Annotated in this window: 22 protein-coding genes; 13 read left to right on the top strand and 9 right to left on the bottom strand. The window is 70.1% G+C overall.

The annotated features are described in order from the left end of the window. Positions 1 to 133: 133 nt before the first annotated feature. Together C2L58_RS23310 and C2L58_RS23305 are read left to right on the top strand one after the other, a co-directional pair. Positions 134 to 1,909, top strand: coding sequence for an ABC transporter ATP-binding protein (locus C2L58_RS23310; protein WP_103339739.1), 1,776 nt, complete (start codon positions 134 to 136; stop codon positions 1,907 to 1,909). Continuing rightward, on the top strand, positions 1,909 to 3,699 hold the full coding sequence (locus C2L58_RS23305) for an ABC transporter ATP-binding protein (protein WP_103339738.1): 1,791 nt from the start codon (positions 1,909 to 1,911) through the stop codon (positions 3,697 to 3,699). The genes C2L58_RS23310 and C2L58_RS23305 overlap by 1 nt, the downstream gene beginning before the upstream one ends. 222 nt (positions 3,700 to 3,921) lie before the next feature. Here C2L58_RS23305 and C2L58_RS23300 read toward each other — a convergent pair whose 3' ends face one another. Then, positions 3,922 to 5,184, bottom strand: coding sequence for a cytochrome P450 (locus tag C2L58_RS23300; protein ID WP_103339737.1), 1,263 nt, complete (start codon positions 5,182 to 5,184; stop codon positions 3,922 to 3,924). A gap of 188 nt (positions 5,185 to 5,372) precedes the next feature. On the opposite strand from C2L58_RS23300, the gene C2L58_RS23295 reads away from it, so the two are divergent. Beyond that, positions 5,373 to 5,828: a type II 3-dehydroquinate dehydratase gene (locus C2L58_RS23295; protein ID WP_103339758.1), complete on the top strand. Its 456-nt coding sequence runs from the start codon at positions 5,373 to 5,375 to the stop codon at positions 5,826 to 5,828. 548 nt (positions 5,829 to 6,376) lie between these two features. Next, entirely contained in the window at positions 6,377 to 7,591 is a 1,215-nt protein-coding gene (locus tag C2L58_RS23290; protein ID WP_103339757.1) for a helix-turn-helix transcriptional regulator, read from the top strand. A gap of 167 nt (positions 7,592 to 7,758) precedes the next feature. On the opposite strand, the gene C2L58_RS23285 is transcribed toward C2L58_RS23290, so the two are convergent. After that, the gene (locus C2L58_RS23285; RefSeq protein ID WP_233225878.1) at positions 7,759 to 8,364 is read right to left on the bottom strand and encodes a TetR/AcrR family transcriptional regulator; all 606 of its coding nucleotides are present in this window, start codon (positions 8,362 to 8,364) and stop codon (positions 7,759 to 7,761) included. A gap of 159 nt (positions 8,365 to 8,523) precedes the next feature. On the opposite strand from C2L58_RS23285, the gene C2L58_RS23280 reads away from it, so the two are divergent. After that, a complete protein-coding gene (locus C2L58_RS23280) occupies positions 8,524 to 8,859 on the top strand; it encodes a hypothetical protein (RefSeq protein WP_233225877.1) in 336 nt (111 codons plus the stop codon). A gap of 26 nt (positions 8,860 to 8,885) precedes the next feature. Continuing rightward, positions 8,886 to 9,353 carry a cupin domain-containing protein gene (locus tag C2L58_RS23275; RefSeq protein ID WP_103339735.1) on the top strand — a complete coding sequence of 156 codons (468 nt, stop codon included), beginning with the start codon at positions 8,886 to 8,888 and terminating at the stop codon, positions 9,351 to 9,353. Between the two features lie 584 nt (positions 9,354 to 9,937). Here the strand turns inward: C2L58_RS23275 and C2L58_RS23270 are convergent. Next, a complete protein-coding gene (locus C2L58_RS23270) occupies positions 9,938 to 10,477 on the bottom strand; it encodes a TetR/AcrR family transcriptional regulator (protein ID WP_103339734.1) in 540 nt (179 codons plus the stop codon). Between the two features lie 247 nt (positions 10,478 to 10,724). Between C2L58_RS23270 and C2L58_RS23265 the strand changes: the two genes are divergently transcribed. The 5 genes from C2L58_RS23265 (at position 10,725) to C2L58_RS23245 (ending at position 16,198) form a co-directional block, all read left to right on the top strand. After that, the gene (locus tag C2L58_RS23265) at positions 10,725 to 11,669 is read left to right on the top strand and encodes a patatin-like phospholipase family protein (RefSeq protein WP_233225876.1); all 945 of its coding nucleotides are present in this window, start codon (positions 10,725 to 10,727) and stop codon (positions 11,667 to 11,669) included. A gap of 230 nt (positions 11,670 to 11,899) precedes the next feature. Then, positions 11,900 to 12,763 carry a hypothetical protein gene (locus tag C2L58_RS23260; RefSeq protein WP_103339732.1) on the top strand — a complete coding sequence of 288 codons (864 nt, stop codon included), beginning with the start codon at positions 11,900 to 11,902 and terminating at the stop codon, positions 12,761 to 12,763. A gap of 770 nt (positions 12,764 to 13,533) precedes the next feature. After that, a complete protein-coding gene (locus C2L58_RS23255; protein WP_146073650.1) occupies positions 13,534 to 14,121 on the top strand; it encodes a helix-turn-helix transcriptional regulator in 588 nt (195 codons plus the stop codon). A 5-nt stretch (positions 14,122 to 14,126) separates the two neighbouring features. Beyond that, positions 14,127 to 15,011 carry a DMT family transporter gene (locus C2L58_RS23250; RefSeq protein WP_233225875.1) on the top strand — a complete coding sequence of 295 codons (885 nt, stop codon included), beginning with the start codon at positions 14,127 to 14,129 and terminating at the stop codon, positions 15,009 to 15,011. After that, entirely contained in the window at positions 15,008 to 16,198 is a 1,191-nt protein-coding gene (locus C2L58_RS23245; RefSeq protein ID WP_103339729.1) for a cation:proton antiporter domain-containing protein, read from the top strand. Before C2L58_RS23250 ends, C2L58_RS23245 begins: the two co-directional genes overlap by 4 nt. A 3-nt stretch (positions 16,199 to 16,201) precedes the next feature. Here C2L58_RS23245 and C2L58_RS23240 read toward each other — a convergent pair whose 3' ends face one another. The 6 genes from C2L58_RS23240 to C2L58_RS23215 are packed head-to-tail and all read right to left on the bottom strand — an operon-like array spanning position 16,202 to position 21,092. Then, positions 16,202 to 16,663: an aminoacyl-tRNA deacylase gene (locus tag C2L58_RS23240; RefSeq protein ID WP_103339728.1), complete on the bottom strand. Its 462-nt coding sequence runs from the start codon at positions 16,661 to 16,663 to the stop codon at positions 16,202 to 16,204. Continuing rightward, positions 16,660 to 17,130, bottom strand: a complete 471-nt coding sequence (locus C2L58_RS23235; protein WP_103339727.1) for a MaoC/PaaZ C-terminal domain-containing protein — start codon at positions 17,128 to 17,130, stop codon at positions 16,660 to 16,662. The genes C2L58_RS23240 and C2L58_RS23235 overlap by 4 nt, the downstream gene beginning before the upstream one ends. A 1-nt stretch (position 17,131) precedes the next feature. Beyond that, positions 17,132 to 18,085 (bottom strand): amidohydrolase family protein, encoded by a 954-nt coding sequence (locus C2L58_RS23230; protein ID WP_103339726.1) that lies wholly within the window; start codon positions 18,083 to 18,085, stop codon positions 17,132 to 17,134. A 1-nt stretch (position 18,086) separates the two neighbouring features. Continuing rightward, positions 18,087 to 19,454: a TrpB-like pyridoxal phosphate-dependent enzyme gene (locus C2L58_RS23225; protein WP_103339725.1), complete on the bottom strand. Its 1,368-nt coding sequence runs from the start codon at positions 19,452 to 19,454 to the stop codon at positions 18,087 to 18,089. A 13-nt stretch (positions 19,455 to 19,467) separates the two neighbouring features. Beyond that, positions 19,468 to 20,814, bottom strand: a complete 1,347-nt coding sequence (locus tag C2L58_RS23220; protein ID WP_103339724.1) for an NAD(P)/FAD-dependent oxidoreductase — start codon at positions 20,812 to 20,814, stop codon at positions 19,468 to 19,470. Beyond that, the gene (locus C2L58_RS23215) at positions 20,811 to 21,092 is read right to left on the bottom strand and encodes an acyl carrier protein (protein WP_103339723.1); all 282 of its coding nucleotides are present in this window, start codon (positions 21,090 to 21,092) and stop codon (positions 20,811 to 20,813) included. The genes C2L58_RS23220 and C2L58_RS23215 overlap by 4 nt, the downstream gene beginning before the upstream one ends. Before the next feature lie 192 nt (positions 21,093 to 21,284). Here C2L58_RS23215 and C2L58_RS23210 point away from each other — a divergent pair, with 192 nt between their 5' ends. Both C2L58_RS23210 and C2L58_RS23205 read left to right on the top strand, forming a co-directional pair. Beyond that, positions 21,285 to 22,409: an acyl-CoA dehydrogenase family protein gene (locus C2L58_RS23210; protein WP_103339722.1), complete on the top strand. Its 1,125-nt coding sequence runs from the start codon at positions 21,285 to 21,287 to the stop codon at positions 22,407 to 22,409. Further along, complete coding sequence (locus tag C2L58_RS23205) at positions 22,406 to 23,857, top strand: amino acid adenylation domain-containing protein (protein ID WP_103339721.1); 1,452 nt, start codon at positions 22,406 to 22,408, stop codon at positions 23,855 to 23,857. Before C2L58_RS23210 ends, C2L58_RS23205 begins: the two co-directional genes overlap by 4 nt. The last annotated feature ends 456 nt before the right edge of the window (positions 23,858 to 24,313 follow it).

Genomic DNA, 24,313 nt, shown 5'->3' with positions numbered 1-24,313 from the left:
ATCGTTCGGAGGAGGTCATCCGGCGCCACGCCGGCAACTCCTCCACCCACAAGGGACATATCACAATATCTTCGGATCACCAATAATCGGGGACGAGAAAATTGTCTGGCACTGTTCGCGCTATTGTCGGGTTATGACCGCACCCGCCGAATCCTCGTCGCTGCCGGCACCGCGGTCATTGCCGGCTTTGCTGCGTCCCCGGTCGGGCCCCTACCGCAAGCTGATCCTCGCGATCGCCGTGCTCCAGGCCGGGCAGGCGCTGGCGCTGCTGTATTTGCCGACCCTCAACGCCGACGTGATCGACTACGGGGTGCTCACCGGCAACGGCGGTTACATCCTGGGACACGGCGGGATCATGCTGGCCGTGACACTGGCGCAGGCCGGCTGTGCGGGCGGCGCGGTGTACCTGAGCGCGCGGGTCGCGATGGGGCTGGGCGCGGACCTGCGGGTCGCGCTGTTCGACCGGGTGGCGGGCTTTTCCGCCAAGGAAATAGGCCGGTTCGGCGCGTCGTCGTTGCTGACCCGCAGCACCAACGACGTCCAGCAGGTGCAGTTGCTGGTGTTCACCACGCTGACCCTGCTGCTGACCGCACCGTTCGTCGCGACCGGCGGGATCTTGCTGGCCGTGCGGCAAGACGTGAAGTCTTCGCTGGTGTTGCTGGTCGTGGTGCCGGTCATGGTGGTGACGATCGGGTTGCTCATCCGGCGGATGGTGCCTGCCTCACAGCGGCTGCAACGGTACATGGACGTGGTCAACCGGGTGATGCGCGAGCAGATCACCGGCATCCGCGTGATCCGGGCATTCGTCCGCGACGCGATCGAGCGGCGCCGGTTCGCCGACGCGAACACCGACCTGCTGCGGGTCGGCATCCGGCTGGGCCGGGTGCAGGCGTTCTTCGGTGCCACAGCGATGCTGATCGCGAACCTGGCGTCGGTCGCGGTGCTGGCGATCGGCGGGCACCGGATCGTGGACGGCGAACTCCGGCTGGGCGCGCTGATCGCGTTCCTGACCTACCTGATCCAGATTCTGGGCGCGGTGTCGATGGCGACCGGTGTGTTCGTGCTGGCGCCGCGGGCGAGGGTGAGTGCCGGCCGGATCGCCGAGGTACTGGCCACCGAACCGAGTGTCGGTGAACCCGCCACGCCCGTCCGGATCGAGCACCGGCGGGGGAACCTGGAGGTCGCCGACGTCACGTTCGGCTATCCGGGTGCCGAGTACCCCGTCCTGCGCGGGGTGAGCCTGTCCGCCCGGCCCGGCCGGACCACCGCGATCATCGGCTCGACCGGGAGCGGCAAGACGACCCTGGTCAACCTGGTCTCCCGGCTGCTCGATGCCGACCACGGCGCCGTGCGCATCGACGGCACCGACGTGCGGAACCTCGCCAGGAGCGACGTAGCCGGGCTGGTCGGGCTGGTGCCCCAGCGCGCCTACCTGTTCGCCGGCACGATCGCGGACAACCTGCGCTACGGCAACCCGTCCGCCGACGACGGGCAGCTGTGGCACGCACTGGAGGTCGCGCAGGCCGCCGAGTTCGTCATGACCATGCCGGACGGGCTGGACACGGTGATCGGGCAGGGCGGCGGCACCGTGTCCGGCGGTCAGCGCCAGCGGCTGGCGATCGCGAGGACGCTGCTGGCGCGGCCACGGATCTACCTCTTCGATGACGCGTTCTCCGCACTGGACAACGCCACCGAGGCGGCGTTGCGCACCGCGCTGGCCGGCGAGATCGGGGACGCCACCCAGGTGATCGTCGCTCAGCGGGTGTCCAGCATCCGCACCGCGGAGACGATCGTGGTGCTCGAGGCGGGCCTGGTCGAAGCCGTCGGCACGCACGAAGAGCTGCTGGCCGCCAGCCCCACCTACGCGCAGATCGTCGATTCGCAACGGACCGTCGAGAGGGCGGCCTGATGAGCTCCGGCTCCCCGAAGTCTCCCACGCACCCGGCCGCGTTTCGGGACACCGCCATGCGGCTGCTCGGCCTGATGCGCCCGGACCGGGCGCGGCTCGTCATCATGGTCACCCTGGCCGTCGCCGGCAATGGCACACTGGCGACCATCCCGCTGCTGCTCGGGCGGGCCACCGACACCATTGTGGACGGTATCCGCCGTGGCGGCGTCGATTTCGGTGCGGTCAACCGGTTCCTGATGCTGTCGGGCGTGCTGGCCGCACTGTACTGGATCTGCACGGTGACCCAGGCGCGGCTGACCGCCACCGTGGTGCAGCGGATGGCGTTCCGGCTGCGCGAACGCACCGACCTCGCGCTGTCCCGGCTGCCACTGTCCTATTTCGACACGCGATCCCGTGGTGACCTGCTGTCCCGCGCCACCAACGACATCGACAACGTCGCACAGTCCCTGCAGCAGTCGGCCAACCAGATGATGGCCTCGGTGTTCCTGTTCATCGGCACACTGGTGATGATGCTGCGCATCTCGCTGCTGCTGACCGCGGTCGCGGTGGTCATGCTCCCGGTGACCGCCTGGGCCGGCAAGGCGATCGCCCGCCGCGCCAAACCCCAGTTCACCCGGCAGTGGACGGCCACCGGAGCACTCGGCGGCCACCTGGAGGACGTCTACACCGGGCACGAGCTGGTCACCGCGTTCGGGCGCTGGGGCCAGGCACGGCAGACGTTCGCCGCGCACAACGACGAACTGCGCTCGGCCGCCGCCGACGCGCAGTTCCGCTCCGGACTGATCGCTCCGGCGCTGACCTTCCTCGGCAACGTCGGCTACGTGCTGGTCGCGGTGGCCGGCGGGCTGTGCGTCGCGTCCGGTGCCCTGTCCATCGGCGAGATCCAGGCGTTCATCTCCTACGTCCTGCGGTTCAACCAGCCGATCTCGCTGATCGCGGCGATGGCCGGTCAGATCCAGTCCGCGACCGCGTCGGCCGAACGGGTCTTCGAGCTGCACGACGCCAACCCGCAGCGGCCCGACCCGGCCCGGCCGCAAAGCCCGGCCACCGTCACCGGCCAGGTCGCCTTCACCGGGGTGTCCTTCCGCTACCGGCCCGACCAGCCCCTGATCGACGACCTGTCCTTGACTGTCCGACCCGGGCAGACCGTGGCGATCGTCGGGCCGACCGGTGCGGGCAAGACCACCCTGGTCAACCTGCTGCTGCGGTTCTACGACCCCTGCGGCGGCACGATCTCCATCGACGGCGTGGACATCACCCGCATGGCCCGCGACGACCTGCGCCGCCGGATCGGCATGGTGCTGCAGGACACGTGGCTGTGTGCCGGCACCATCGCCGACAACATCGCCTACGGCAGGCCTGAGGCCACCCGCGAGCAGATCGTCGCCGCCGCGACCGCCGTGCACGCGGACCATCTGATCCGCACCTTGCCCGACGGCTACGACACTGTGCTCGACTCCGAACGCGGTGGCCTTTCGGCCGGGGAGTTCCAGCTGGTCACCATCGCCCGCGCCTTCCTCGTCGAACCCGCCATCCTGGTGCTCGACGAGGCGACCAGCGCGGTGGACACCCGCACCGAAATGCTCGTCCAGCAAGGCCTGACCGCACTGCGCAGTGGTCGCACCAGCTTCGTCATCGCCCACCGCCTGTCCACGATCCGTGACGCCGACCTGATCCTGGTCATGGAGTCCGGCCGCATCGTCGAACAGGGCAGCCACGCCGGCCTGCTCGACGCAGGCGGCGCCTACGCCCGCCTCCACGCCGCCCAGTTCGCGGCCACCCGGGCGTGACCGAACAACGGACAGCGCAACTCGTGGCCGAGCCGCCTGGCGGCCCATGACCGCGCGGGACCGCGGGACAGGCCTCTCGCTGCCGACGGACAGCCGGTCGACGATCAGCTTCTCCGGCTCGGGGGGCATGCGCGCGTCGGCGTTCGCGGCCCCCTTCGGCGCGGTCCCGGACCCGAGAAGGCCCGGACCGCCGTCCAGCGGTCCGGGCCTTCTTCTCAGTCTTCAGGGGGCGTCCCAGGCGATCGGCAGCGAGTGCACCCCGTAGGTCAGCATGTCGTTGCGCAGCGGGACCTCCTCCGGCCGCACCGCCAGCCGCAGGTTCGGCAGCCGGCGCAGCAGCTCCGCGTAGCCCGCCTGCATCTCCATCCGGGCCAGCTGCTGGCCGAGGCACTGGTGGACGCCGTGGCCGAACGCCAGGTGCGGGCCGCGGGGGCGGGTCAGGTCGAGGTCCGCCTCCGGCCACTGCCGCGCGTCGCGGTGGGTGGCGACCACGGAGACCACCACCGTCGAGCCGGCCGGGATGTGCTCGCCGCCGAACTCCAGGTCCTCCTTGGCGAACCGGAAGATCCCCGGGTTCACCACGGACAGGTAGCGCAGCAGCTCCTCGACGGCGTCGGCGACGCGGGCCGGTTCGTCGCGCAGCGTGGCCAGCTGGTCCGGGCGCTGGAGCAGCACGAAGATGCCCAGCCCCAGCATGCTCGCCGTGGTGTCGTAGCCGGCGATGAGCAGCAGGTTGGCGATGTTGATCAGTTCGTCGTCGGTGAGCGCGGGATCGGCGCCGGCGTGGTGGATCAGGCCGGAGACGAGGTCATCCGCCGGGTTCTTCCGCTTGTCCGTGACGAGCGCCTGCATGAACGTGCGCAGGGCGTCGGCGTTCTTCACCGCTTCCGCGACCGGCGCGTCCATCTGCAGCAGGGCCGCCGCGCGCTGCTGGAACTCCGCCCGGTCCTCGTACCGGACCCCCAGCAGTTCGCAGATCATCAGCAACGGCGCGGGCAACGCGAATTCGGTCATCAGGTCGGCGGTGGTGCCGCCGGCCAGCATGGCGTCCACCCGCCCGGCGACGATTTCGTCGATCCGCGTGCCGAGTTCGCGCATCCGGCGGACGGTGAACTGCCCGGTGAGCAGTTTCCGGTACCGGGTGTGCTCCGGCGGGTCCATGTTGATGAACGACCCGGCACGCGCTTTGTCGTCCCGCAGGCGTTCCCGGAATTCGGCCGGCAGTTCTTTGAGCCGCGGGTGGTATTGGAACCGGTCGGCGGAAAAGCGCGGATCCGAAAGCATCGCACGCGCTTCCTCGTACCCGGAGACGACCCAGAACGGATCACCGGAGGCCAGTGTCGCCCGGGCGACAGGACCTCGTTCGGACACGGCCACCAAAGCGGGCGGCACGTGGAACGGATCCTCGCGCCGGACGAACTCCGGGGGGAGCGGTGAGCGCAGCGATTCGTTTCTGGGTGCGGTTTCGGTCACGTTGGTCGTCACTGCGGGGGAACTCCATTCCCGGATTGCCGGACAAGCCTCGGCCCGCGAGCCTAAGTTCCCCGCGGCCGGGTGGGTATCCCTCGGTCTGATAGGTCACCGGGCGCAACTATCAACGTGGGGGTTGGTGCCCCCGGCCGGCGTCGACAGCATGAGGTGGTCCGGTCCCCCTGCTGAGCGAGGTGTTCCCGTTGCCCGACGTCCTGCTGCTGAACGGTCCCAACCTGGGTGTGCTGGGCCGGCGCGAGCCCGAGATCTACGGCACCGACACGCTGGCCGACATCGAGAAGGCGGTCGCCGAGGAGGTGCGTCCCCGCGGGTGGGACGTCGTTCCGGTGCAGCGTGACGGCGAAGGCGAGCTGGTCGGCGCGATCCACGAGCACCGCGACACCACGGTCGGCGCGATCGTCAACCCCGGTGCGCTGATGATCGCCGGCTGGAGCCTGCGGGACGCCCTGGCCGGCTACGAGCCGCCGTGGGTCGAGGTCCACCTGAGCAACGTGTGGGCGCGCGAGGCGTTCCGGCACGAGTCGGTCATCGCGCCGCTCGCGAGCGGGGTGGTCGTGGGCCTCGGTGCCTTCGGCTACCGCCTGGCCGCGCGGGCACTGCTGCACCTGTGCTCCGATCCGGGTAAGGCACTACGCTGATCGCGCCAGCGTCCCGGGACCGGACCGGTAACGCCGCTTACCGGTGTTCCGCCGTGACTGGTTTGTTGACTACTAACCGTTTGCTCGCTAGTCCATCGGACTGATTCGGAATGATCACTATCGGAGAATCACCTTGTGAGGCAAGGAATGCCAGCTTGTTCAGCATTCTGAAAGGTTGTGACCGCCGTCACATGGCCTAGGACGGCCGGTCGGGCCGAAGCTAGTGTGGGCCGGGCAAGCTGTTAATTTTGAACGACCAACCTGGGGAGGTTGTGGTGGCGCGCTCCAACGCGCCTTCTGGGGTGCTGCCACACACTGACTTTACATTCTGCGCTCCGCGTGAATACGTCATTGACGCGGTGCGCATTACATTGGGTTGAACGGCCCCTACGGGTGTGCCGTTCAAGCTCGGTGTCGGGAGAATCCCCTGTAGCGCGGCGCGCCGCGAATTCTGTCTCATGCCGTCTATGCCTGGGGGATAGTCGATGTTGGACGTACCCAACTTGCGAATGCCGCAGAATCCGTTCGCCGGATTCGGTGACGATTTGATGCAGCGGTCCTGTGATACCGCTGGGTTCCTCCGTCGCTCCGCCTCGTCGTGGTTCAACGGCCGGCTCGACACCGGCCTGTACTGCGCGAAAGCCGCAGCGGAGGGCAGCGGCCCGGAATCCGGCGAACTCGGCCAGCTGGCCCGGTTCTGGTACGTCGGATTGCTGATCAAGGCCCGCGACCTCGACGCCGGCCGCCGGGTGCTCGAGTCGGCGGAAGCGGGCCGGGGCGGGACAGCCTCCGACCGCATGACCGCCGTCGAGCACAACGTGCGGGGCAGCCTGCTGTTCGCCATGGGCAGCGTCGACGACGCGATGGGCGAGATCAGCACCGGGCTGCGGATCGCCGAGAGCTGCGGTGACCGGTCGCTGCGGCCGCCCAGCTACGTGGTGCTGGCCCTGGGCGCGCTGCGCCGCGCGGACATGCGGGCGTGCCGCCACTTCGTCGACAAGCTGTCGGACGAAGCGCTGCTCGGGTACTTCGGGCAGGCACCCGGAGCGTGGGTGGCCGCGCAGGCGGTGGAGGCCCGCAGCGGGGTGGAGAGCGCGGCGAGCCTCATCGCCGGGATCGTCACGAACCCGGTGGTGCTCCGGCAGCTGCTGGTGTCGGAGCCGGCGGCGGCGTCCTGGCTGGTGCGCGCGTGCACCAAGCTGGGCGCGCACGACCTGGCGAGGGCTGCGGCGGAGGAGTCCGCCGCTCTGGCCGCCGAGCAGCCGGAGTTCAGCGTGATCCGCGGCTCGGCCCTGCACGCGGCGGGCCTGCTGGAGCAGGACCCGGCCAAGCTCCACGAGGCGGCCGACATCCACCCCGACCGCTGGTGCGCGGCCTCGGCGCGCGAGGACTTGGCGAGCCTGCTGGCCGTCCGGTGTTCCGAACGCGACCGGACGATCCGGATCCTCGAATCGGTCCTGGACGCGTACACGGCGGTGAGCGCGACGCGGGACTCCGCCCGGGTGGTGAACAAGCTCCGGGAGTACGGCGTCCGCCGCGGCACGACCCGCACGGTGGAGTGCGAAGGCACGGTGCGGCACGGGCTGACGAACACCGAGTTCGCGGTCGCGGAGCTGGTGAGCCAGGGCCACACCAACAACGAGGTGGGCCGGCAGCTGTTCATCTCCCGGCACACGGTGGCGTTCCACCTGAAGAAGGTGTTCCAGAAGATGAACATCACGTCGAGAGTGGAGCTGGCGGCGGCTTGGAAGGTGTTCTCGTAGGGAAGGAGGGTGGACGCGGTGGGCCGGTCGGACTCCGCGCTGTCCGAACAGCCGGCCACGCTGAAGAAAAAGCCAGCGGCGTGGGTCGGCAACGGTTCTTCGGGCACGTCGAGGAACTGCGGACGATCGTGGAGCGAGTCCGCAGTCCGGGGCGAAGTAGCCGCGGTTCAGCGGCCGGGATCCGGCCGGCCGGGGCGGTTCAGGAGGCCGGTGAGGTAGATGTCGGCTTGGCGGCGTGCCGTGGGTTTCCAATCCGGGACGTGGGGGAGACCCTGCGCCAGCAACGCGCCGAAGCTGACGATGTCGGCCCTGGTCACGTCGGCCCGGATCGAGCCGTCGTCTCGTCCTTGTTCGAGGATCGAGCCCAGTGTCCGGTGGGCTTCGTCCCGGAGCGCGACGGTGGCCTGGTCGCCGGGTGCCGGGCCACCGTGCATCGGGAGCACGAGGTCCGATCCGTGCTCGATGGTGCGTTCGAGGAAAAAGCGGATCCGCTCGATCGGTGGTCCGTCGAGGGCCGCGGCCCGGCGGGCGGTCTCCAGCACCAGCTGGAAGGACCGGTGCGTCAACGCGCCGAGCAGCGCGTCCCGCGAGGGGTAGTGGCGGTAGACGGTACCGACGCCGACCCCGGCATCCGCGGCGATGGTGGCCATCGGGACCGCGGTCCCTTCCCGGCGGACCGCGGCGGCGGCCGCCGCCAGGACCCGGTCGCGGTTGTCGATCGCGTCCCGCCGCAGCTCTCGCCGCCTGCCAGGTCCGCCTCTGCTCTCGCTCACGGCACCGATCATTGCAGTTCGGTGCTTCGCCGCCTCGTTGACAGCCGATTAGCCGGACGATATCGTCCGTTTATCGCGCCTGAGCGTCGCCGAGTCGCGTGTCCTGGCCTCGATCACCGTCGATCCGGTCCGTGCGAATCCCCGGAGAGTAGGACCGTTGTGACGTTCACCGTCGATCCTCAGGTCGCCGCGATCCTGGCGCCGATGGCCGAAGCCGTGGCCGCCGCACCGCACCCCGCCGTGGGCGACATCGCGACCCGGCGTGTCGCGTTGGAAGCGATGATGGCCGAGACGGCGGCGCTGCAGCCCACCCCGGCCGACGTGACGGTCACCGACTTCCACGCGGTCGCCGGCGACGGCACGAAGGTGCTGCTGCGCTGGGTGGAGTTCCACCTGCACCCCGGGGTGCCGCACGAGTTCGAAACGTGCGCCTGGGACACCGACGTCGCCCGCCGCGCGGTCGCCGACCGCCTGCGTGTCCTCGGTTCCCTCTGACCGTCCCTTCCGAACGGAGCCACCCGATGAGCATGGCCTACCTCGCCCAGCCCGACCAGCAGCAGAAGCTGGAGTGGCTCGACGGCGGCACGCTGTCGATCCTGCTCGACGGCGCCGCCACCGACGGCCGGCTGATGGTCGGCCGGTTCGACGTCGCCAAGGGCGAGGCGCCGCCGTTTCACCTGCACACCAGGGAAGACGAAGTCTTCATGCTCATCAAGGGCACCGCGCTGGTCTGGGTGGGGGAGGAGGAGATGGAGCTCGCGGAGGGTGGCATCGTCTTCCTGCCCAAGAACATCCCGCACGCCTACCGCATCACCTCCGCGACGGCGGACCTGCTGATGATCAACACCCCGGCGGGCATCGAGGGCATGTTCCGCCACGCCGGCCGCGACCGGGCCGAGCCCCGGCCGGACGGTTTCGAGATCTCTCCGGCCCGGATGGCCGAGGCGGCGGAGAAGTTCGGGAACGTCATCGTCGGCCCGCCTCGCTGACCCCACTCGGCAAGTGGCGCTCGGGAGGGGAGAGGCTTTCGATCTCCCCGTCGTGCACCCGCCGTCGCTGCGGTCAATGGCCTGATCAGGAATTCCCGCCGAAGGTGTGGATCCCCGCGGCCAGCAGGTCGAATGCCTGGTCCCGACACGACATCCCTCCGCGACACCCTGTCCGCCTGGTTCGGCGACCCGCGCTGAGCGCCTCCCGTCCGACGATCAAGGAGAACGCGGCCCGGCGACCGAGTTGGTGACCGCGTCGGCCGACGTGGACATCTGCTGATGGTCGGCGCCCGCCCGCCCGCGTCGCTCGAGCGATGGGGTGATTTGTGCGGGACGCCGCTCCGGCGGCCGCCGGTGTGGGGGGCTGGTCCGGCGTTGCCACCTCAGCCGCCTGCGCAACGGCCGGGCCCGCAACTTCAGTGTCGGCGAAATCAGCAAGGCGGTCGACCGTCTCCGCCGGCTGACCGGCTCGAGGACGCGGAGGAGCCCTCGTCGTTGCACCTGTCCTCACTTACGCCTGATGCGCGCCCAGCCGGTACGGCGGCAACCGGGTGCAGGCAACGATCGCCTGCTGCTGACCGGTCTTACGAGTCGCGGGACAAGTATTCGGCCCAGCCGCGCGCTGCCCGCAGCAGCGATTCGTGGGAAGCATCGTCGAAGGCGCGCAGCTTCAGGAAGTGCTGCGTGATCGTCAGGCCGAGGATGCCGCTCACGGTGATCAGGGCGCGCAAGTGTGCGTCGTCGCCCTCGAGTGACCTGGCGAGGTTGTCGACGCGTTCGTCGAGGTAGGACCGCATCGAGTCGGCGGCTTCGGGCACCGTGAGCATGGACCGGACGAGCGCGGCCGTCTCCGGGGGCAGTTCGCGCAGCCGGTTGGCGAGGACCTCCAGCAGGTGCTCGGCGGCGATCTTGGCGTCCTCGCCGGGTAGTTGAACGGCGGTGGTGAACAGGGCCGCCTTCGAGCCGTAGTGCTGCATCACCAGTGAGGCGTCCACTCGCGCCGCGGCGGCGATGCCCCGGATCGTCGCGCCCTCGAAGCCCCGGGTCGCGAATTCCTGCCGGGCGGCGTCGAGGATCCGCTGGGCGGTACGGGCGCGTTTGGCGGCGCGGAAGGTCTCGGTCATGACTTCACTCTACAGCCGTTGAGCGATTCGTGTACCGTCTCACTCAACGGTGGTTGAGCGGACTGCCCGGACCCCGGGAGACCTGGTGTGGCACTGATCGCGATCGAAGAACACTGGAACCTGCCCGAGTTCACCTCGGTGGTGAAGGCACTCCTGGAAGACCGCGGTGACCCGAGCGTTCGCTCAGCAGGCGGGCCAACGACATCATCGCCGAGGCCGCCGGCCGGCCCCCCGCACTCCCTCGCGCATGGTCCGCAACGCCTGCGCCTCTTCGGTATCAACCTCGCATCGTGAAGGAACAGCAATGACTTCTCCGGGAAATGGCTCACCCACGCGCACGGTCGTTCTCGGCGGCGGCGGTACCGTCGGTGTCGCTTGGCAGACGGGTCTGCTCGCCGGGCTGCGCGAAGCCGGTGTCGACTTTTCGGAAGCCTCGTCGATCGTCGGAACATCCGCGGGATCCCTGGTCGGTGCGCTGCTGGCCGGCGGTCGCGACGTCACCGACGCGCTGGCCGTCCTGGCGGCGGTTGGACGGAAACTCGACTTCGCCGTCCTGGCGGCGAGCGAGGAAAGCTTCCTGGGTGCGTCGCGCCAAGCCGCCCTCGCCGCCGATCCGCGGCAAGCGCTGCGAGCGATCGGCTCCGCGGTGCGGGAAGCAACGACCACGCTCACCGAAGACGACTACCTCGGCCTGCTCGACGTCCTCGACGGAGTCGCCTGGCCTCCCGGGTTTCGCTGCACGGCGGTCGACACCGGCACCGGCGAGCTCGTCGTGTGGGGGCCGGAATCCGGTGTGCCGCTGCGACACGCTGTCGCGGCCAGTTGCGTCGTACCGATGCTGTTCCCCGCCGTCACCATCAACGGAGCCCGCTACCTGGACGGCGGTCTAGTGAGCCACCTGAACGCCACGGCGGCGCCACCGAGCGACGTTCTGGTGGTCGTGTCCTGCCATCCTCTTGGTGCCCAGGGAAGCGCGGCCGACAGCGATCGATCCGCTTCGACGATCAGGGCGGACGCCGAAGTGGCCCAGTTGCGTGAAAACACCCGGCTGGTGGCCGTCGAGCCTGATTTCAGTGACCTCGAAGCACCGGTGAAAATGCTGGACCCGGAGACCGCCGGCCGGGCTCTCCACATCGGCAGGCGCCAGGCGGAACGCGAAGCGGCAGCGATCCGGGCCGCCTGGGACTTCTGATCGGTCCAGTTGGGGGCATGCGTTGGCCCTGACCGGAGGCGGCCGGGAGTTCCTCTCGTTCGCGCATCGGTGGGAGGGGTTGCGCGGCCGGCCGAGGTTGTGCCCGTGGGGACAGGGCGGGCCGGAATTTCGGGCAGCGCTGCGGTCCGGCGGCACCGGTGAACAACCTGATTCCGTTTCCGGCGTCTTCGGAGACAAAGCTTCAAAAAGGCTGCAGGAGGGGCGTCGAGATGGAATTCACCGCGAAGAAGACAATCAAAACGGCCATGGTGGCCGGGGCATTCACTGCCACCGTTCTGCTTTCCGCGTGCAGCGGGAACAGTGTTGCGGGCAATGGCTCGCCGGCGAAGAACGAGACGGTGACGGCGGCGGTGGAGCAGGTGCCGGAAGGCGGCGGCCAGGGGGCTGCCACCGGAGGTTCCGGCGCTGGGGGTGCCGGCGACGTCGACTGCAGCAAGTACGGCGGCCGGGTCGGCGCACCCGGGCGGACGAAGATGGACCTGATCGCGGTGGCCGCCACCGACGGCACCACGCCGGGCTGCACCGAGGCGTTCACCGTGATCACCGAGTACTACGGGAAGCTGCCGCAGGCCGAAGGCCCGGGTGAGCGGGTGCTCGACGTCCAGGGGAAGTGGACGTGCGCCCGCCAGGCGGGGTTCGCCGGCAGCCAGGGTGCCGTCGTCTGCGGGGTGCCCGACAGCTTCCTGCAGCTGGAGACCAGGCTTTCGGCCGTGACTGTCCGCAAGTTCCCGAACACCACCCAGGAGGTGCAGTTCGCCGGGTACGACGCCGGTGTGCAGATGGTCCGCTTCCAGCTGGTCACCCGCCAGAACGGCGGTCCGGACAACGGCCACTGGGTGCCGCTCGACGGCAAGACCTACCGGCTCCCGCTGCAGAAGGGCGGCGAGGTGTTCAGCGCGGCCACCCTGTGCCCCGGCGATTCGGTCACCATCGACGGTCAGGGCTACGGCAACGGGCCGTGCGGCCGGAACGAGCTGCTCCAGCACCTGAAGGACGGCAATTCGATCCTCGCGCGGATCACCGTGAACGGCGACGACCGGATCACGACGGTCAAGGAGATCTACCACCCCTGATCCAGGGAAATCGAGATCGGCAGCCGGGAATCCGCCCGGCTGCCGGCAGCGATGAGGTGCTCGGCCATGCCCGGGCTCCGGCGGCGGCCGGCGGTGGTTCGCTGGACATCATGACGAAGCACCTGGTGTAGCCGGCCAAATCCGTTGGTCGGGCGCGGGTCGGTTGCTCGCCTGCTGATCCCACCGGACAACGACAAAACTGCCACGGTATCCCCCGTTGAGGCACTTATTCGGGCGATGAAACGACCCACGTGAATATCCGAGGCACGCTCATTCACGCGACGATACGAGCATCCAGGCAGATCTGCCCGAGAAGCGGAACGTCTGCTCGCGGCTCCGGGGGCACAAACCGGAGGTGGGCCAGATGGGCCCCACGAGGTTGTGTTGATCACCGGAGACGTGCAATATGAGATGACACGGGTGTTCGGCCTGCGGGTGAGCGGGCATGGGGGAAAATGGGGAGGCATGACCGTAGGACGTTAGCGCCGTAATATCTGTCGCGTGCCAGACGCGTCCGGCGACGCCGGAGCGGAAGCCGATCATCGAATCACCGTGCACCGGTCGATCGCACAGCCTGGGGACGGGTGCGAGACCCGAGGTCAAAGCTGCCTGGGCACCAGTCGACCGCATTCTTCTGCCGGCCGCCTGATCTGCTGGCGGCTGGGTCGCACGCACACCAGGTTGGGGGACCCGCGCTTGTGAAGAACGCACTCATCGGCAATCCCACGAAAGTCATCCTGGCGGAACGGAGAACGCTTTTCCGGATCGGGATGCGCAAAACTCTCGACGAGGCTTCGGGGATCGAGGTGGCCCACCAGGTCGACACCTTCGAAAGCCTGGCCCGGCACACCGAGGAACTGCCCGACGTGGTCGTGATCGGCTGCCTCGCCGACGTGCCGCGCGCACCGCTGGCCGCGCGCCGGTTCCTCGACCGCTGGCCGTCGGCGAACGTCCTCGTGCTGGACGACAACGCGGTGCTGCCGGACGCGCCCCGGGTGGGTGTGCTGCCGCTGACCTCCAGCCCGGACGAGTTCCTCAGCGCCATCCGGATGCTCGCCGCGGGCTACGCGTTCTACGCCGGCCCCGCGCCGCGCACCGCCGAACGGGGCGAGCCGCAGCCGGAGCGCATCACCCGCCGGGAGACCGACGTGCTGCGCCTGCTCGTGGCGGGCCAGACGAACTCCGCGATGGCCCGGCACCTGTCGCTCACCGAGAGCACCGTCAAGTTCCATGTGCAGAACCTGTTGCGCAAGCTACGCCTGCCCAACCGCGCGAGCGCCGTGGCCTACGCGTACGAAACCGGGCTGATCAACGTGGGGGAGCTGTCCGAAGCAGCGGGGGAGGCCGTGAACCGTTGATCAGGATGACCGAGTTGCGCCGTGGCGCGATAGGCGCCGCGACCGCGATGTTCTGCGTAGGCACGCTGACCGGCGTCTCCCCGGCATTGCACGACTATCCCGTGTACGGCGGCCAAGCCGTGCGTTACCTGATCGGCTCGCTGCTGCTGCTCGCCATCGCGCGGGCGACGGGAAACGGCATCGTGCGGCTCACCCGGCGTGAGGTGTTCTTCCTGATGGCGCTCGCGCTCACCGGGCTCACCGCGTTCAACGTGCTGATCGTGGAGAGCACCCGGTTCGCCGACCCGGCGACCGTGGGCACCGTGGTGGCCGCCGTGCCGATCATCCTGGCCCTCGTCGGGCCGCTGCTGGAACGGCGCAAGCCCGCGCCGCGCGTGCTGCTGGCGTCCGTGATCGTGGTCATCGGGGTCGCGGTGACCGGCGGGTTCGGCGGCGGGTCGCCGCTGGGGCTGCTGCTGGCGTTCGGCGCGCTGGCGTGCGAGGCCGGGTTCTCCCTGCTGGCGCTGCCGGTGCTGGGCCGGCTCGGCGCGATCCGGGTGTCGGCGTACTCGGCGGCGCTGGCCGTGCCGCAGCTGGTCGTGGTGGGGCTCGTCGTCGGCGGGCCGGACCTGGTCCGGGTGCCGACCGCGGCCGAGGCGCTCGCCCTGGGCTACCTGGCCGTGGTGATCACGGTGTTCGCGTTCCTGTGCTGGTACACGTCGTTGCCCCGGCTCGGTGCGGACAAAGCCGGGCTGTTCTCCGGTTTCCTCCCGGTCGGTGCGGTCCTGTCCACCGTCGTGCTGGGCACCGGCCACCCCCGGCTCGCGGACCTGGTCGGCGCGTGCGTGGTGATGGGCGGACTCGTGATCGGGCTGCGGCCCGCGCGCAGCCGGCATCCGGAGCCGGCGTGATCTCCCATCAGGTGGTCGCGCTGCTCGTGGCGCTGGCCGTGATCGTCGCGCTGGCCAAGGTGATGGGCTGGCTGGCGACGCGGATCGCGCAGCCCGCCGTGGTGGGCGAGATCCTGGCCGGCGTGCTCGTCGGGCCGACCCTGTTCGGCGGGACCGTGGCGAACCTGGTGTTCCCCACGGACATCCGGCCGATGCTCAGCTCGCTGGCCAACGTCGGGCTGGTGTTCTTCATGTTCCTGGTGGGCCTCGAGTTCAACCGGGACCTGCTGCGCGACCGGCTCGGGTCGATCGTGGTGCTGTCGATCGGGTCGATGGTCACGCCGTTCGTCCTGGGTGTGGTGCTGGCGACCGCGCTGCGGCCCGCGGACGACCGGCCGGCGTTCGTGCTCTACCTGGGCACCGCGATGGCCGTGACCGCGTTCCCGGTGCTGGCGCGGATGCTCGGCGACTGGCGCATGGCCGGCACGAAGATCGGCGTGCTCGCGCTGGGCAGCGCCGCACTGGGCGACCTGCTGGCGTGGACGATGCTGGCCGTCACGATCGCGACGCTCGGCGCCGGCACGTCCGGACAGTGGCGGCTGGCGCTGGTGCTGCCGTTGGTCCTGCTGAGCTTCCTGGTGGTGCGGCCGCTGTTGGCACGGATCGCGGCAGCCCGGCGGGACCTGTTCGCGGTCGTGCTGATCGGGTTGCTCGTGTGGAGCGCGCTGACCGAGTGGATGGGGCTGCACTTCATCTTCGGCGCGTTCCTCTTCGGGCTCGTCATGCCGCACGGGACGGACCTGCGGGCGGGCGTGACGCAGCGCATCGAGCAGGTCGGCAAGGTGTTGCTGCTGCCGGTCTACTTCGTGGTCGCCGGGCTCGACGTCGACCTGTCCGGCACCACGTGGCCGGGGTTCGCCGAGTTCGGGCTGATCATGCTGGTCGCGGTCGGCGGCAAGTTCGCGGGCGCGGTGCTGGCGGCCCGGCTGTGCCGGCTGAACTGGCGGGAGTCCGCGACCATGGGCACGTTGCTCAACACCCGGGGCCTGACCGAGCTGGTGATCCTCAGCATCGGCCTGCAACTGGGCTTGCTCGACCGGGACCTGTACTCGCGACTGGTGCTGATGGCCGTGCTCACCACGATGATGAGCGGGCCACTGGTGAAACTGCTGTACCGGGAGCCCGCCGCCAAGCTCGCCTCGGTGTGACGGTCAGCCGGCCACGTCGTGCAGCACCGGCCGCACCAGCTCGACCAGGCTTGCCGCGGCGACCTCGATGGTCTCGTCGTCCCGGCCGCTGCCGCAGTAGACCGTGCCCATGTCCGGCACGGTCGTGTGGAACACGACCGTGCGGCCGGCGAGCTCGGTCAACGGGCTGATGCCGCCGGGAGCCATGCCCAGCTCCGCCAGGTCGTCTTCGCCGGCGCGGCGCAGCTTGGCCCGGGACACGCCCGCCGCCTTGGCGATCTTGCCGTAGCCGGCCGGGGTCAACATCGGCATGGACACCAGGATGAACCGGTCCTCGGTACGGAACGCCAACGTCTTCAGCAACCGCTCGGCGGGCAGCTTCAGCTCGCGTTCGATGTCCTCGTACGTGCGGATCGGCGCGTGGGTGAAGGACGAGAACGGCACGCCGGCGGCCAGCAGGATCTGCGCGGGAGTCGGTCTGCTCACGTCCGGAGTGTATCGGGGTGGACGTCGGCCGAGGTGGCGGGGCGATGCTCACGCCGCTTCATCAGTCCGTGGAACACGAACCGCATGACGGGCCGCCCGGAGTCGTCCGACAGTTCGCCACGCTGGCGCACGATCCCGCAGTCCTCTCGGGACAGTGACACGGTCGTGCCCAGCACGGTCATCCGCCCGACCAGCAGGTCGCCGGGCCGCACCGGGCGCAGCCAGCGCAGCTCGTCGATGCCCGGCGACACCTCCGCGGCCGACCCGCTGACCACCGAATCCACGTACAGCCGCATGAACGTGGCGGCCACGTGCCACCCGCTCGCGATCAGCGGTTCGCCCGGCTCGCCGAGGTGGATCGGCTGCGGGTCGAACTGGCCGGCGAAGGAGCGGATCTCCGCCTCGGACATCCGCCGGCTGCCCAGTTCGTACACGTCGCCGACCCGGAAATCCTCGAAATAACGCACGTCACGTCCTGGCGGTGGCGCTCAGCCCGGGGAACAGCGCCATGCCCGCCCCGCCGATGCCGGGCCGGTGCGCGGCCACCTCGCGCCGGGTCTGCCCGACCACCGGACCGGCCATGAACGGGAAGTCCGTGCCGAACAGCACGTGCCCCGGCCGGGCAACGGCGTCCACGCACGCCAGCGCCGCGAACGAGGACGACTGGGCCGTCTCGTAGTAGAGCCGGCCCAGATCCTCGCGGACTGAGCCGTCCTGGCCGGGCAGCACCCACGTGCGGGCCAACTCCAGCCGCCCCACCAGGAACGGGATGGTGCCGCCGCCGTGCGCGAGGATGAACCGGATGCCGGGGAAGCGCCGCAGCGCACCCCGGAACAGCATGTTCGCCACCGCGCGGGTGGTGTCCATGACGAAGTCGACCAGCGGCGGCGGCACCGCGGCGGCGAAGTCCGGCGCGCCCGTGCAGGAGCACCGGTAGCCCGGGTTCGGGTGGACGAACACCACCGCGCCGCGCCGGTCCAGCTCCGCCAGCAGCGGGTCCAGGCCGGGGTCGCCCAGGACCGAGCCGTCCGGCAACGAGGCGGGCAGCACCACGCCGCCGGCGTCGAGCACGTCGAAGGCGTACTCGACCTCGGCGAGCGCGGCGGGCACATCCGGCAGTGGCAGGGTGGCCAGCAGCCCGAACCGGTCCGGGTGCTCCCGCACCACGTCGGCGGTCCACTCGTTGGTCTGCCGCACCAGGTCCGCGGCGCCGGGCAGCAACAGCGCCGCGTCGGGCATCAGCACCGACAGCACGGCGGCGGCGAGGTCGTGCTCGGCCATCACCTGGAGCGTGTCGGCCGCTGCCCATCCGGGCACCGGCACGCCCGGCGCCATGTGCGTCACACCGCGGGCGGCCAGCGCGTCGGCCAGCCGCCCGTGGTACGCGTGGTGGTGCACGTCGATCCAGTCCACTTCGGACACGTCAGGCCGGCTGGGCGGTGATCGTGGGCACGTCGGCGAACGCCGCGTCGATCTGCTCCTGCGGCAGCTCGTAGTCCTCCAGGTTGCCCGCCAGGAACGTGTCGAACGCGCCCATGTCGAAGTGGCCGTGGCCGGAGAACCCGAACAGGATCGTGCGTGCCTCGCCCGCCTCCTTCGCGGCCAGCGCCTCGGCGACCGCACCACGCAGCGCGTGCGACGACTCCGGCGCCATCACGAAGCCCTCGGTGCGGGCGAACCGCACGGCCTCGGTGAAGACCTCGTTCTGGTTGTAGGCGCGGGCTTCCACGAAACCCTCGTCCTGCAGCAGGCACAGCGTGGGCGCGTCGCCGTGGAAGCGCAGGCCGCCCGCGTGGATGGGGGGCGGGATGAAGCCGTGGCCCATGGTCTTCATGTGCAGCAGCGGGCCGAGGCCGGCGGTGTCCGGGTAGTCGTAGGTGTAGCGGCCCCTGGTCAGAGTCGGGCACGCGGTGGGCTCGGCGGCGATGAACCGGGTGCCGCTCCGAGCGCCGGTCAGCGTGTCGGCCAGGAACGGGAACGCCAGGCCCGAGTAGTTCGACCCGCCACCGACACAGCCGACCACGACGTCCGGGTAGTCGCCGGCCATCTCCAGTTGCCGCTTGGCCTCCAGCCCGATCACGGTCTGGTGGAGCACCACGTGGTTCATGGCCGAGCCGAGGGCGAACCTGGTGTCGTCGTGGGCCAGCGCGTCCTCGACGGCCTCGCTGATCGCGATGCCGAGGCTGCCCGGCGAGTCCGGGTCGTCGTCGAGGATCTTCCGGCCGGCCTGGGTGTGGGTGCTGGGCGAGGCGTACACCTCGCCGCCCCACGTCTCCATCAGCGAGCGCCGGTGCGGCTTCTGCTGGAACGACGCCTTCACCATGTACACGGTGACCCCGACGCCGAACAGGCTGCCCGCGAACGACAGCGCCGAGCCCCACTGGCCCGCGCCGGTCTCGGTGGTCAGCCGCTTCACGCCCTGTTGCGCGTTGTAGAACACCTGGGGCACGGCGGTGTTCGGCTTGTGCGACCCGGCAGGCGACACCGCCTCGTACTTGAAGTAGATCTTGGCCGGGGTGTCCAGCGCCTTCTCCAGCCGGTCCGCCCGGTACAGCGGGGACGGCCGCCAGATCCGGTAAATGTCCTGCACCTGCTCGGGGATGTCGATCCAGGTCTGCGGGCTGAACTCCTGCGCGATGACCTCGTCCGGCAGCAGTGCCCGCAGGTCGGCCGCGGTGACCGGCTCGTGGGTCACCGGGTGCAGCGGCGGCCGCAGCGGCTTGGGCAGGTCCGGCAGGATGTTGTACCACTGAGCCGGCATGTCGTCTTCGGGCAGCAGGAACTTCTTCACGTCACTCTTCCCTTCAGAACAGCGGTGCCTGGCTCGGCGCGCGCAGCGTGCCCAGGTGCGGGTGCCACAGGTGGTCCGGGTTCTCCTCGACCTCGCGGGTGATCTCCCGCATCCGGGTCAGCGCGGCCGGCTCGCCGTCGCCGTCCCACACGTCGCCCTGGAGCATCCGCAGCACGTCCAGCCGGTAGCGCGGGTCCGCGACGAACGCGGTGAACAGGATGTTGAGCCGGTAGTAGATCGAGATGAACTCGTACCAGTTGCTCACCGCGCGGCGCAGCTTCGTCTCGTACCGGCCGAACGACGGCTTGGTGAAGTCCCCGTGCTCGGCCGCTTCGAGGATGTCGTAGGACGCGATCCGCGCGCTGTTCATGGCGACGCTGACGCCGCTGGAGAAGATCGGGTCGACGAACCGGGCCGCGTCGCCGACCATCAGCCAGCCGTCGCCGCACACCTGCCGCATGGCGTAGCTGTAGTCGCCCTCGGGCTTGAACGGCCGGACCCGCTCGCTCTTGCGCAGCGCCTCGGCCAGCTCCGGGCGGGTCCCCGTGGCATCCTCGAAGAACGCGCCCCACTGCTGTTTCGCGGCGGTGAAGTGCTTCTTCTGGGTCACCACGCCGACGCTGGTGATGGTGTCGGTGATCGGGATCTGCCAGACCCACGTGTCGGTGATCGGCAGGAAGTGGATGAAGATGAAGTCCGCCTGCTTCTTGTCCACCGCCAGCGCGGCGCGGTCCAGCCCGTCGAACCAGGTGTGGATGGCGTACTGGTTGAACACCTGGTCGGGCACCTTGAGCTTGAGCTGGCGGCCGAGCAGCGTGCTCCGCCCGCTGGCGTCGACGACGAGCCGCACCCGGACACCGATCTCGCGCCGCCCCATGGTGAAGACGATCCGCTTGATGTCCTCGTCCAGCTCGACGCGCTGCACGCGCACGCCCTCGTACACCTTCGCGCCCAGGGATTCGCTGTGCTGCAACAGCAACAGGTCGAACTGGCCCCGGTCGACGTGGTAGGTGTAGTCCTGGTCGACGCCCTGCTGGTCACGTTCGCTGAACGCGACCTCCGCGGCCTTGAACCCGTGCGAGAGCTTGAAACCCAGTGACGAGATGTCGTTGCTGGTGGCGGAGGTCCAGGCCGCGCCGTACTTGCGCGGAAACCCGCTTTCGTCCACTTTGGCCAGTGCGCCGATGTCGGCCAGCACCGGGGTGGTCGCCGGGATCAGTGACTCGCCCACGTGCGGGCGCGGGAACAGCTCGCCCTCCAGCAGCACGACGGACAGGCCCGCCTTGGCCAGGTACGAGGCGATCGTGGAGCCGGCGGGGCCACCGCCGACGATGCCGATGTCGAAGTCGACGTCTGTCACAGCGCCCCCATCTCGGGCTCGCGGGCGTCCGCCGCCAGCTCCAGCACCAGCCGCGTGATGCTGTCCAGGTCCCGGAAGTTGCGGCCCACCATGCGTTCGGCGGGCACGTCCACCCCCAGCCGCTCGTTGATGAACACGACGAGTGCGGTCGTGGACAGGCTGTTGAGGATGCCCCACTCCAGCAGCGGGGTGTGCGGGTCCACCTCCACGCCTGCGGAGTCCAGCACCTTCTCCCGGATGAATTCCGTCAGTGTGCCAAGGACTTCAGCGTGTTCCATGCACGTCTCCGTATCCGCGTCGCACCGACAGACCGGTCCCGATGCTATAAGCCGTGGACAACCGGTGTCTTCCGTCGGAATGGCGGGCGGCAGCCAGCCGTTCGGCGGAGCCCCGACCTGTTCGTGCGGCCAGGTCGGGGCCGGTATTCCGGGCGAGGACAACCAGGCCCGCGCCGCCTACTGTTGCGTCACGTGGACTTCGGATGGCACCCGGCCGCCCAGGCCGACTTCGACCGCCTTCGCGCGGAGACCGCGACCTGGCCGGACGAACGGCCGGCGGCGTTGACCAGACAGCAGTGGCGGCGGTGCGGCGACGCCGGGCTGCTCGGCTACAGCGTGCCGGCCGATCTCGGCGGAACCGGGCACGGGTTCCTCGACACCGCACGCGCCATGGAGGCGTTCGGGCTGGGGTGCGCGGACATGGGACTGGTGTTCGCGTCGCTGGCGCACCTGTTCGCGTGCGCGATGCCGATCGTGGAGCACGGCGACGAACGGGTACGCAAGCGGATGGTGCCGCTGATGGCGTCCGGAGAATGGGTCGGCGCCAACGCGATCACCGAGCAGGACGCGGGGTCGGACGTCACCGCGCTGCGCGCGACCGCCCGCGCGGACGGCGACCACTACGTCCTGGACGGCGTGAAGTCGTTCGTCAGCAACGCTCCCGAGGCCGATGTGTTCGTGGTCTACGCGTCCACCGACCCGGAATTCGGCCACCTGGGGGTGACCGGTTTCGTCGTGGAACGGGACACGCCGGGGCTGACCGTCGAGCCGTTCGCCAAGGCGGTGCTGGCCACCTGCCCGGTCGGCGAGGTCCGGCTGGCGGGGTGCCGGGTGCCCGCGCACCACGTGCTGGGCGTGCCGGGACAGGGCGCGGCCATCTTCCAGTCGTCCATGCGCTGGGAGCGGACCTGCCTGTTCGCCGCCTACCTGGGCCAGGCCGGACGGCTGCTGGAGCGGTGTGTCGCGCACGCCCGCGAGCGCCGCCAGTTCGGCCGGGCGATCGGCACGAACCAGGCCGTGTCGCACGGGATCGCGCGGCTGAGCGGCCGGTTGGAAGCGGCCCGGCTGCTGCTGTGGCAGGCGTGCTGGCGGCTGGACATGGGTGAGCGGGCCTCGGGGGCTGTGGCCGCCGGGAAGCTCGCGGTCAGCGAAGTGGCCGTGGACACGGCGGCGTTCGCGATGCGGGTGCTCGGCGGGACCGGCGTGCGCACCGACGTCGGGGTGTCGCACGAACTGCTGGACGCCATGGCCGCGACCACGTTCTCCGGCACGTCCGAGATGCAGCTGGAGCAGATGGCCAAGGAGTGGGGGCTGTGAGACTTCTGCAGGACCTGGTCCGGGCGCACGGGGCGAGCGACGCGATCGCCGTCAGCGCGGGCGACGGCACGCTGACCTACGCCGAACTGAACACCGAGGCGGACCGGCTCGCACACCGGCTGTCCACAATGGGCGTTCAGGCGGGGGACCGGATAGCCCTGTGGCTGACCAAGTCGACGGTGGCGGTCGTCGCGATGCAGGCGGCGTTGCGGGTCGGCGCGGCCTATGTTCCGGTGGACCCGCTGAGCCCGGTGGAGCGGGCCGTGCGGGTGATCCGCGACTGCGCGCCCAGGGTGGTGATCACCACGCCGGAGGGCGTGGCGGCGTTGGGCGAGGAGTTCACCACGCTGTGCGTGGCCCTCGGCGGCGGGCCCGTGGCGGCGCCGCTGGACGTGCGGCGGGCGCCGGACGACCTCGCGTACATCCTCTACACCTCGGGGTCCACCGGCGTCCCGAAGGGCGTCCGGATCTCCCACCGCAACGCGCTGGCGTTCGTGGACTGGGCGGCGGACGAGCTGAAGGCCCAGGCGGCGGACCGGTTCGCCAACCACGCGCCGTTGCACTTCGATCTGTCGGTGCTGGACCTGTACGTCGCGTTCCTGGCGGGCGCGTCGGTCCACCTGGTGCCGCAGGAGACCGCGTACGCGCCGCGCCTGCTGGTCGAACTCCTCGCCGCGCGGCGGATCACCGTCTGGTACTCGGTGCCCTCGGTGCTGATCCTGATGGCCCGCGACGGCGGCCTCCACACCGCCGACCTGCCTGACCTGCGAGCCGTCCTGTTCGCCGGCGAGCCGTACCCCGTCGACCACCTGCGGGCACTGCGGGCCCACTTCCCCGACGTCCGGCTGCTGAACCTGTACGGGCCGACCGAGACGAACGTGTGCACGTTCTACGAGGTGACCGACGTCCCGGCCGGCTGGACGCGGCCCGCGCCGATCGGGCACGCCTGCTCGGGCGACCGGGTGTGGGCCGTCCGCGACGACGGATCGACGGCCGCACCGGGGGAAGAGGGCGAGCTGGTGGTCGACGGGCCGACCGTCATGCTGGGCTACCACGGCGCCGAGCCGCACACCGGCCCGTACCGCACCGGCGACCGCGTCGTGCTGCGCGCCGACGGCGAGTACCACTACGTGGGGCGCCGGGACAACATGGTGAAGATCCGGGGGAACCGGATCGAACTGGGCGACGTGGAGGCCGCGCTCCAGTCCCATCCCGAGGTGAGCCAGGTGGCCGTGGCCGTCGTGGGGACCGGGATGGACGCCTTGCTGACGGCGTACGTGGTGGCGGTGGACGGCAGCGCGTTCGGCCTGCTGGACGCGAAGCGGCACTGTGCGCAACTGCTGCCCCGCCACATGATCGTGGACCGGGTACGCGTCCTGGCCGCCCTACCGCGGACGGCGAACGGCAAGCTCGACCGCAAGGCACTGGCCACCGGCCTGGGTACGTGACCCGGCGCCGTCATCCGCCGGCGGCCGCGGATTTGAGGTACTGGCCGACCACAGGCTCCCCCGTCGGCCAGGGCGAGGTGCACTGGGACGCGTTGTTCGGCACCCTGCGCGGCATTGAGTTCGACGGGGTGGCGACGGTGTGCGTGTTCGCGCGGGAGGAGCGGGCAGCCGAGTCGTCGAAGTTCGCGCTGGAGCGTGTCATGACGAGAGCCTTCCGGTGGGGAGGGCTCGCGGGCCCCGTTGCTCTGGAGCTGGCAGGATGTGGCGCGGGGGAGTCGTGCTTGTCGGACGCGCGTTCCCCTCCCGGCCCGAAGATTGGACGCAATGGGACGCTCGTCGGTGTTCACTTTCCAGTACATCGCCATCGACACGGAGGCTGGTGTCACGCCGGAGGAGTTCGAGACCTTCGTGCGTGGTGAAGGCGTTCACCTGCCCTTGTACCCGGGGTGGCGGTGG

This window comes from Amycolatopsis sp. CA-126428, assembly GCF_002904335.1.
In the GTDB taxonomy this organism is placed as follows: Bacteria; Actinomycetota; Actinomycetes; order Mycobacteriales; family Pseudonocardiaceae; genus Amycolatopsis.
Note: the sequence above shows the minus strand (reverse complement) of the source record. Positions and strands in the feature narration are given on the sequence as shown.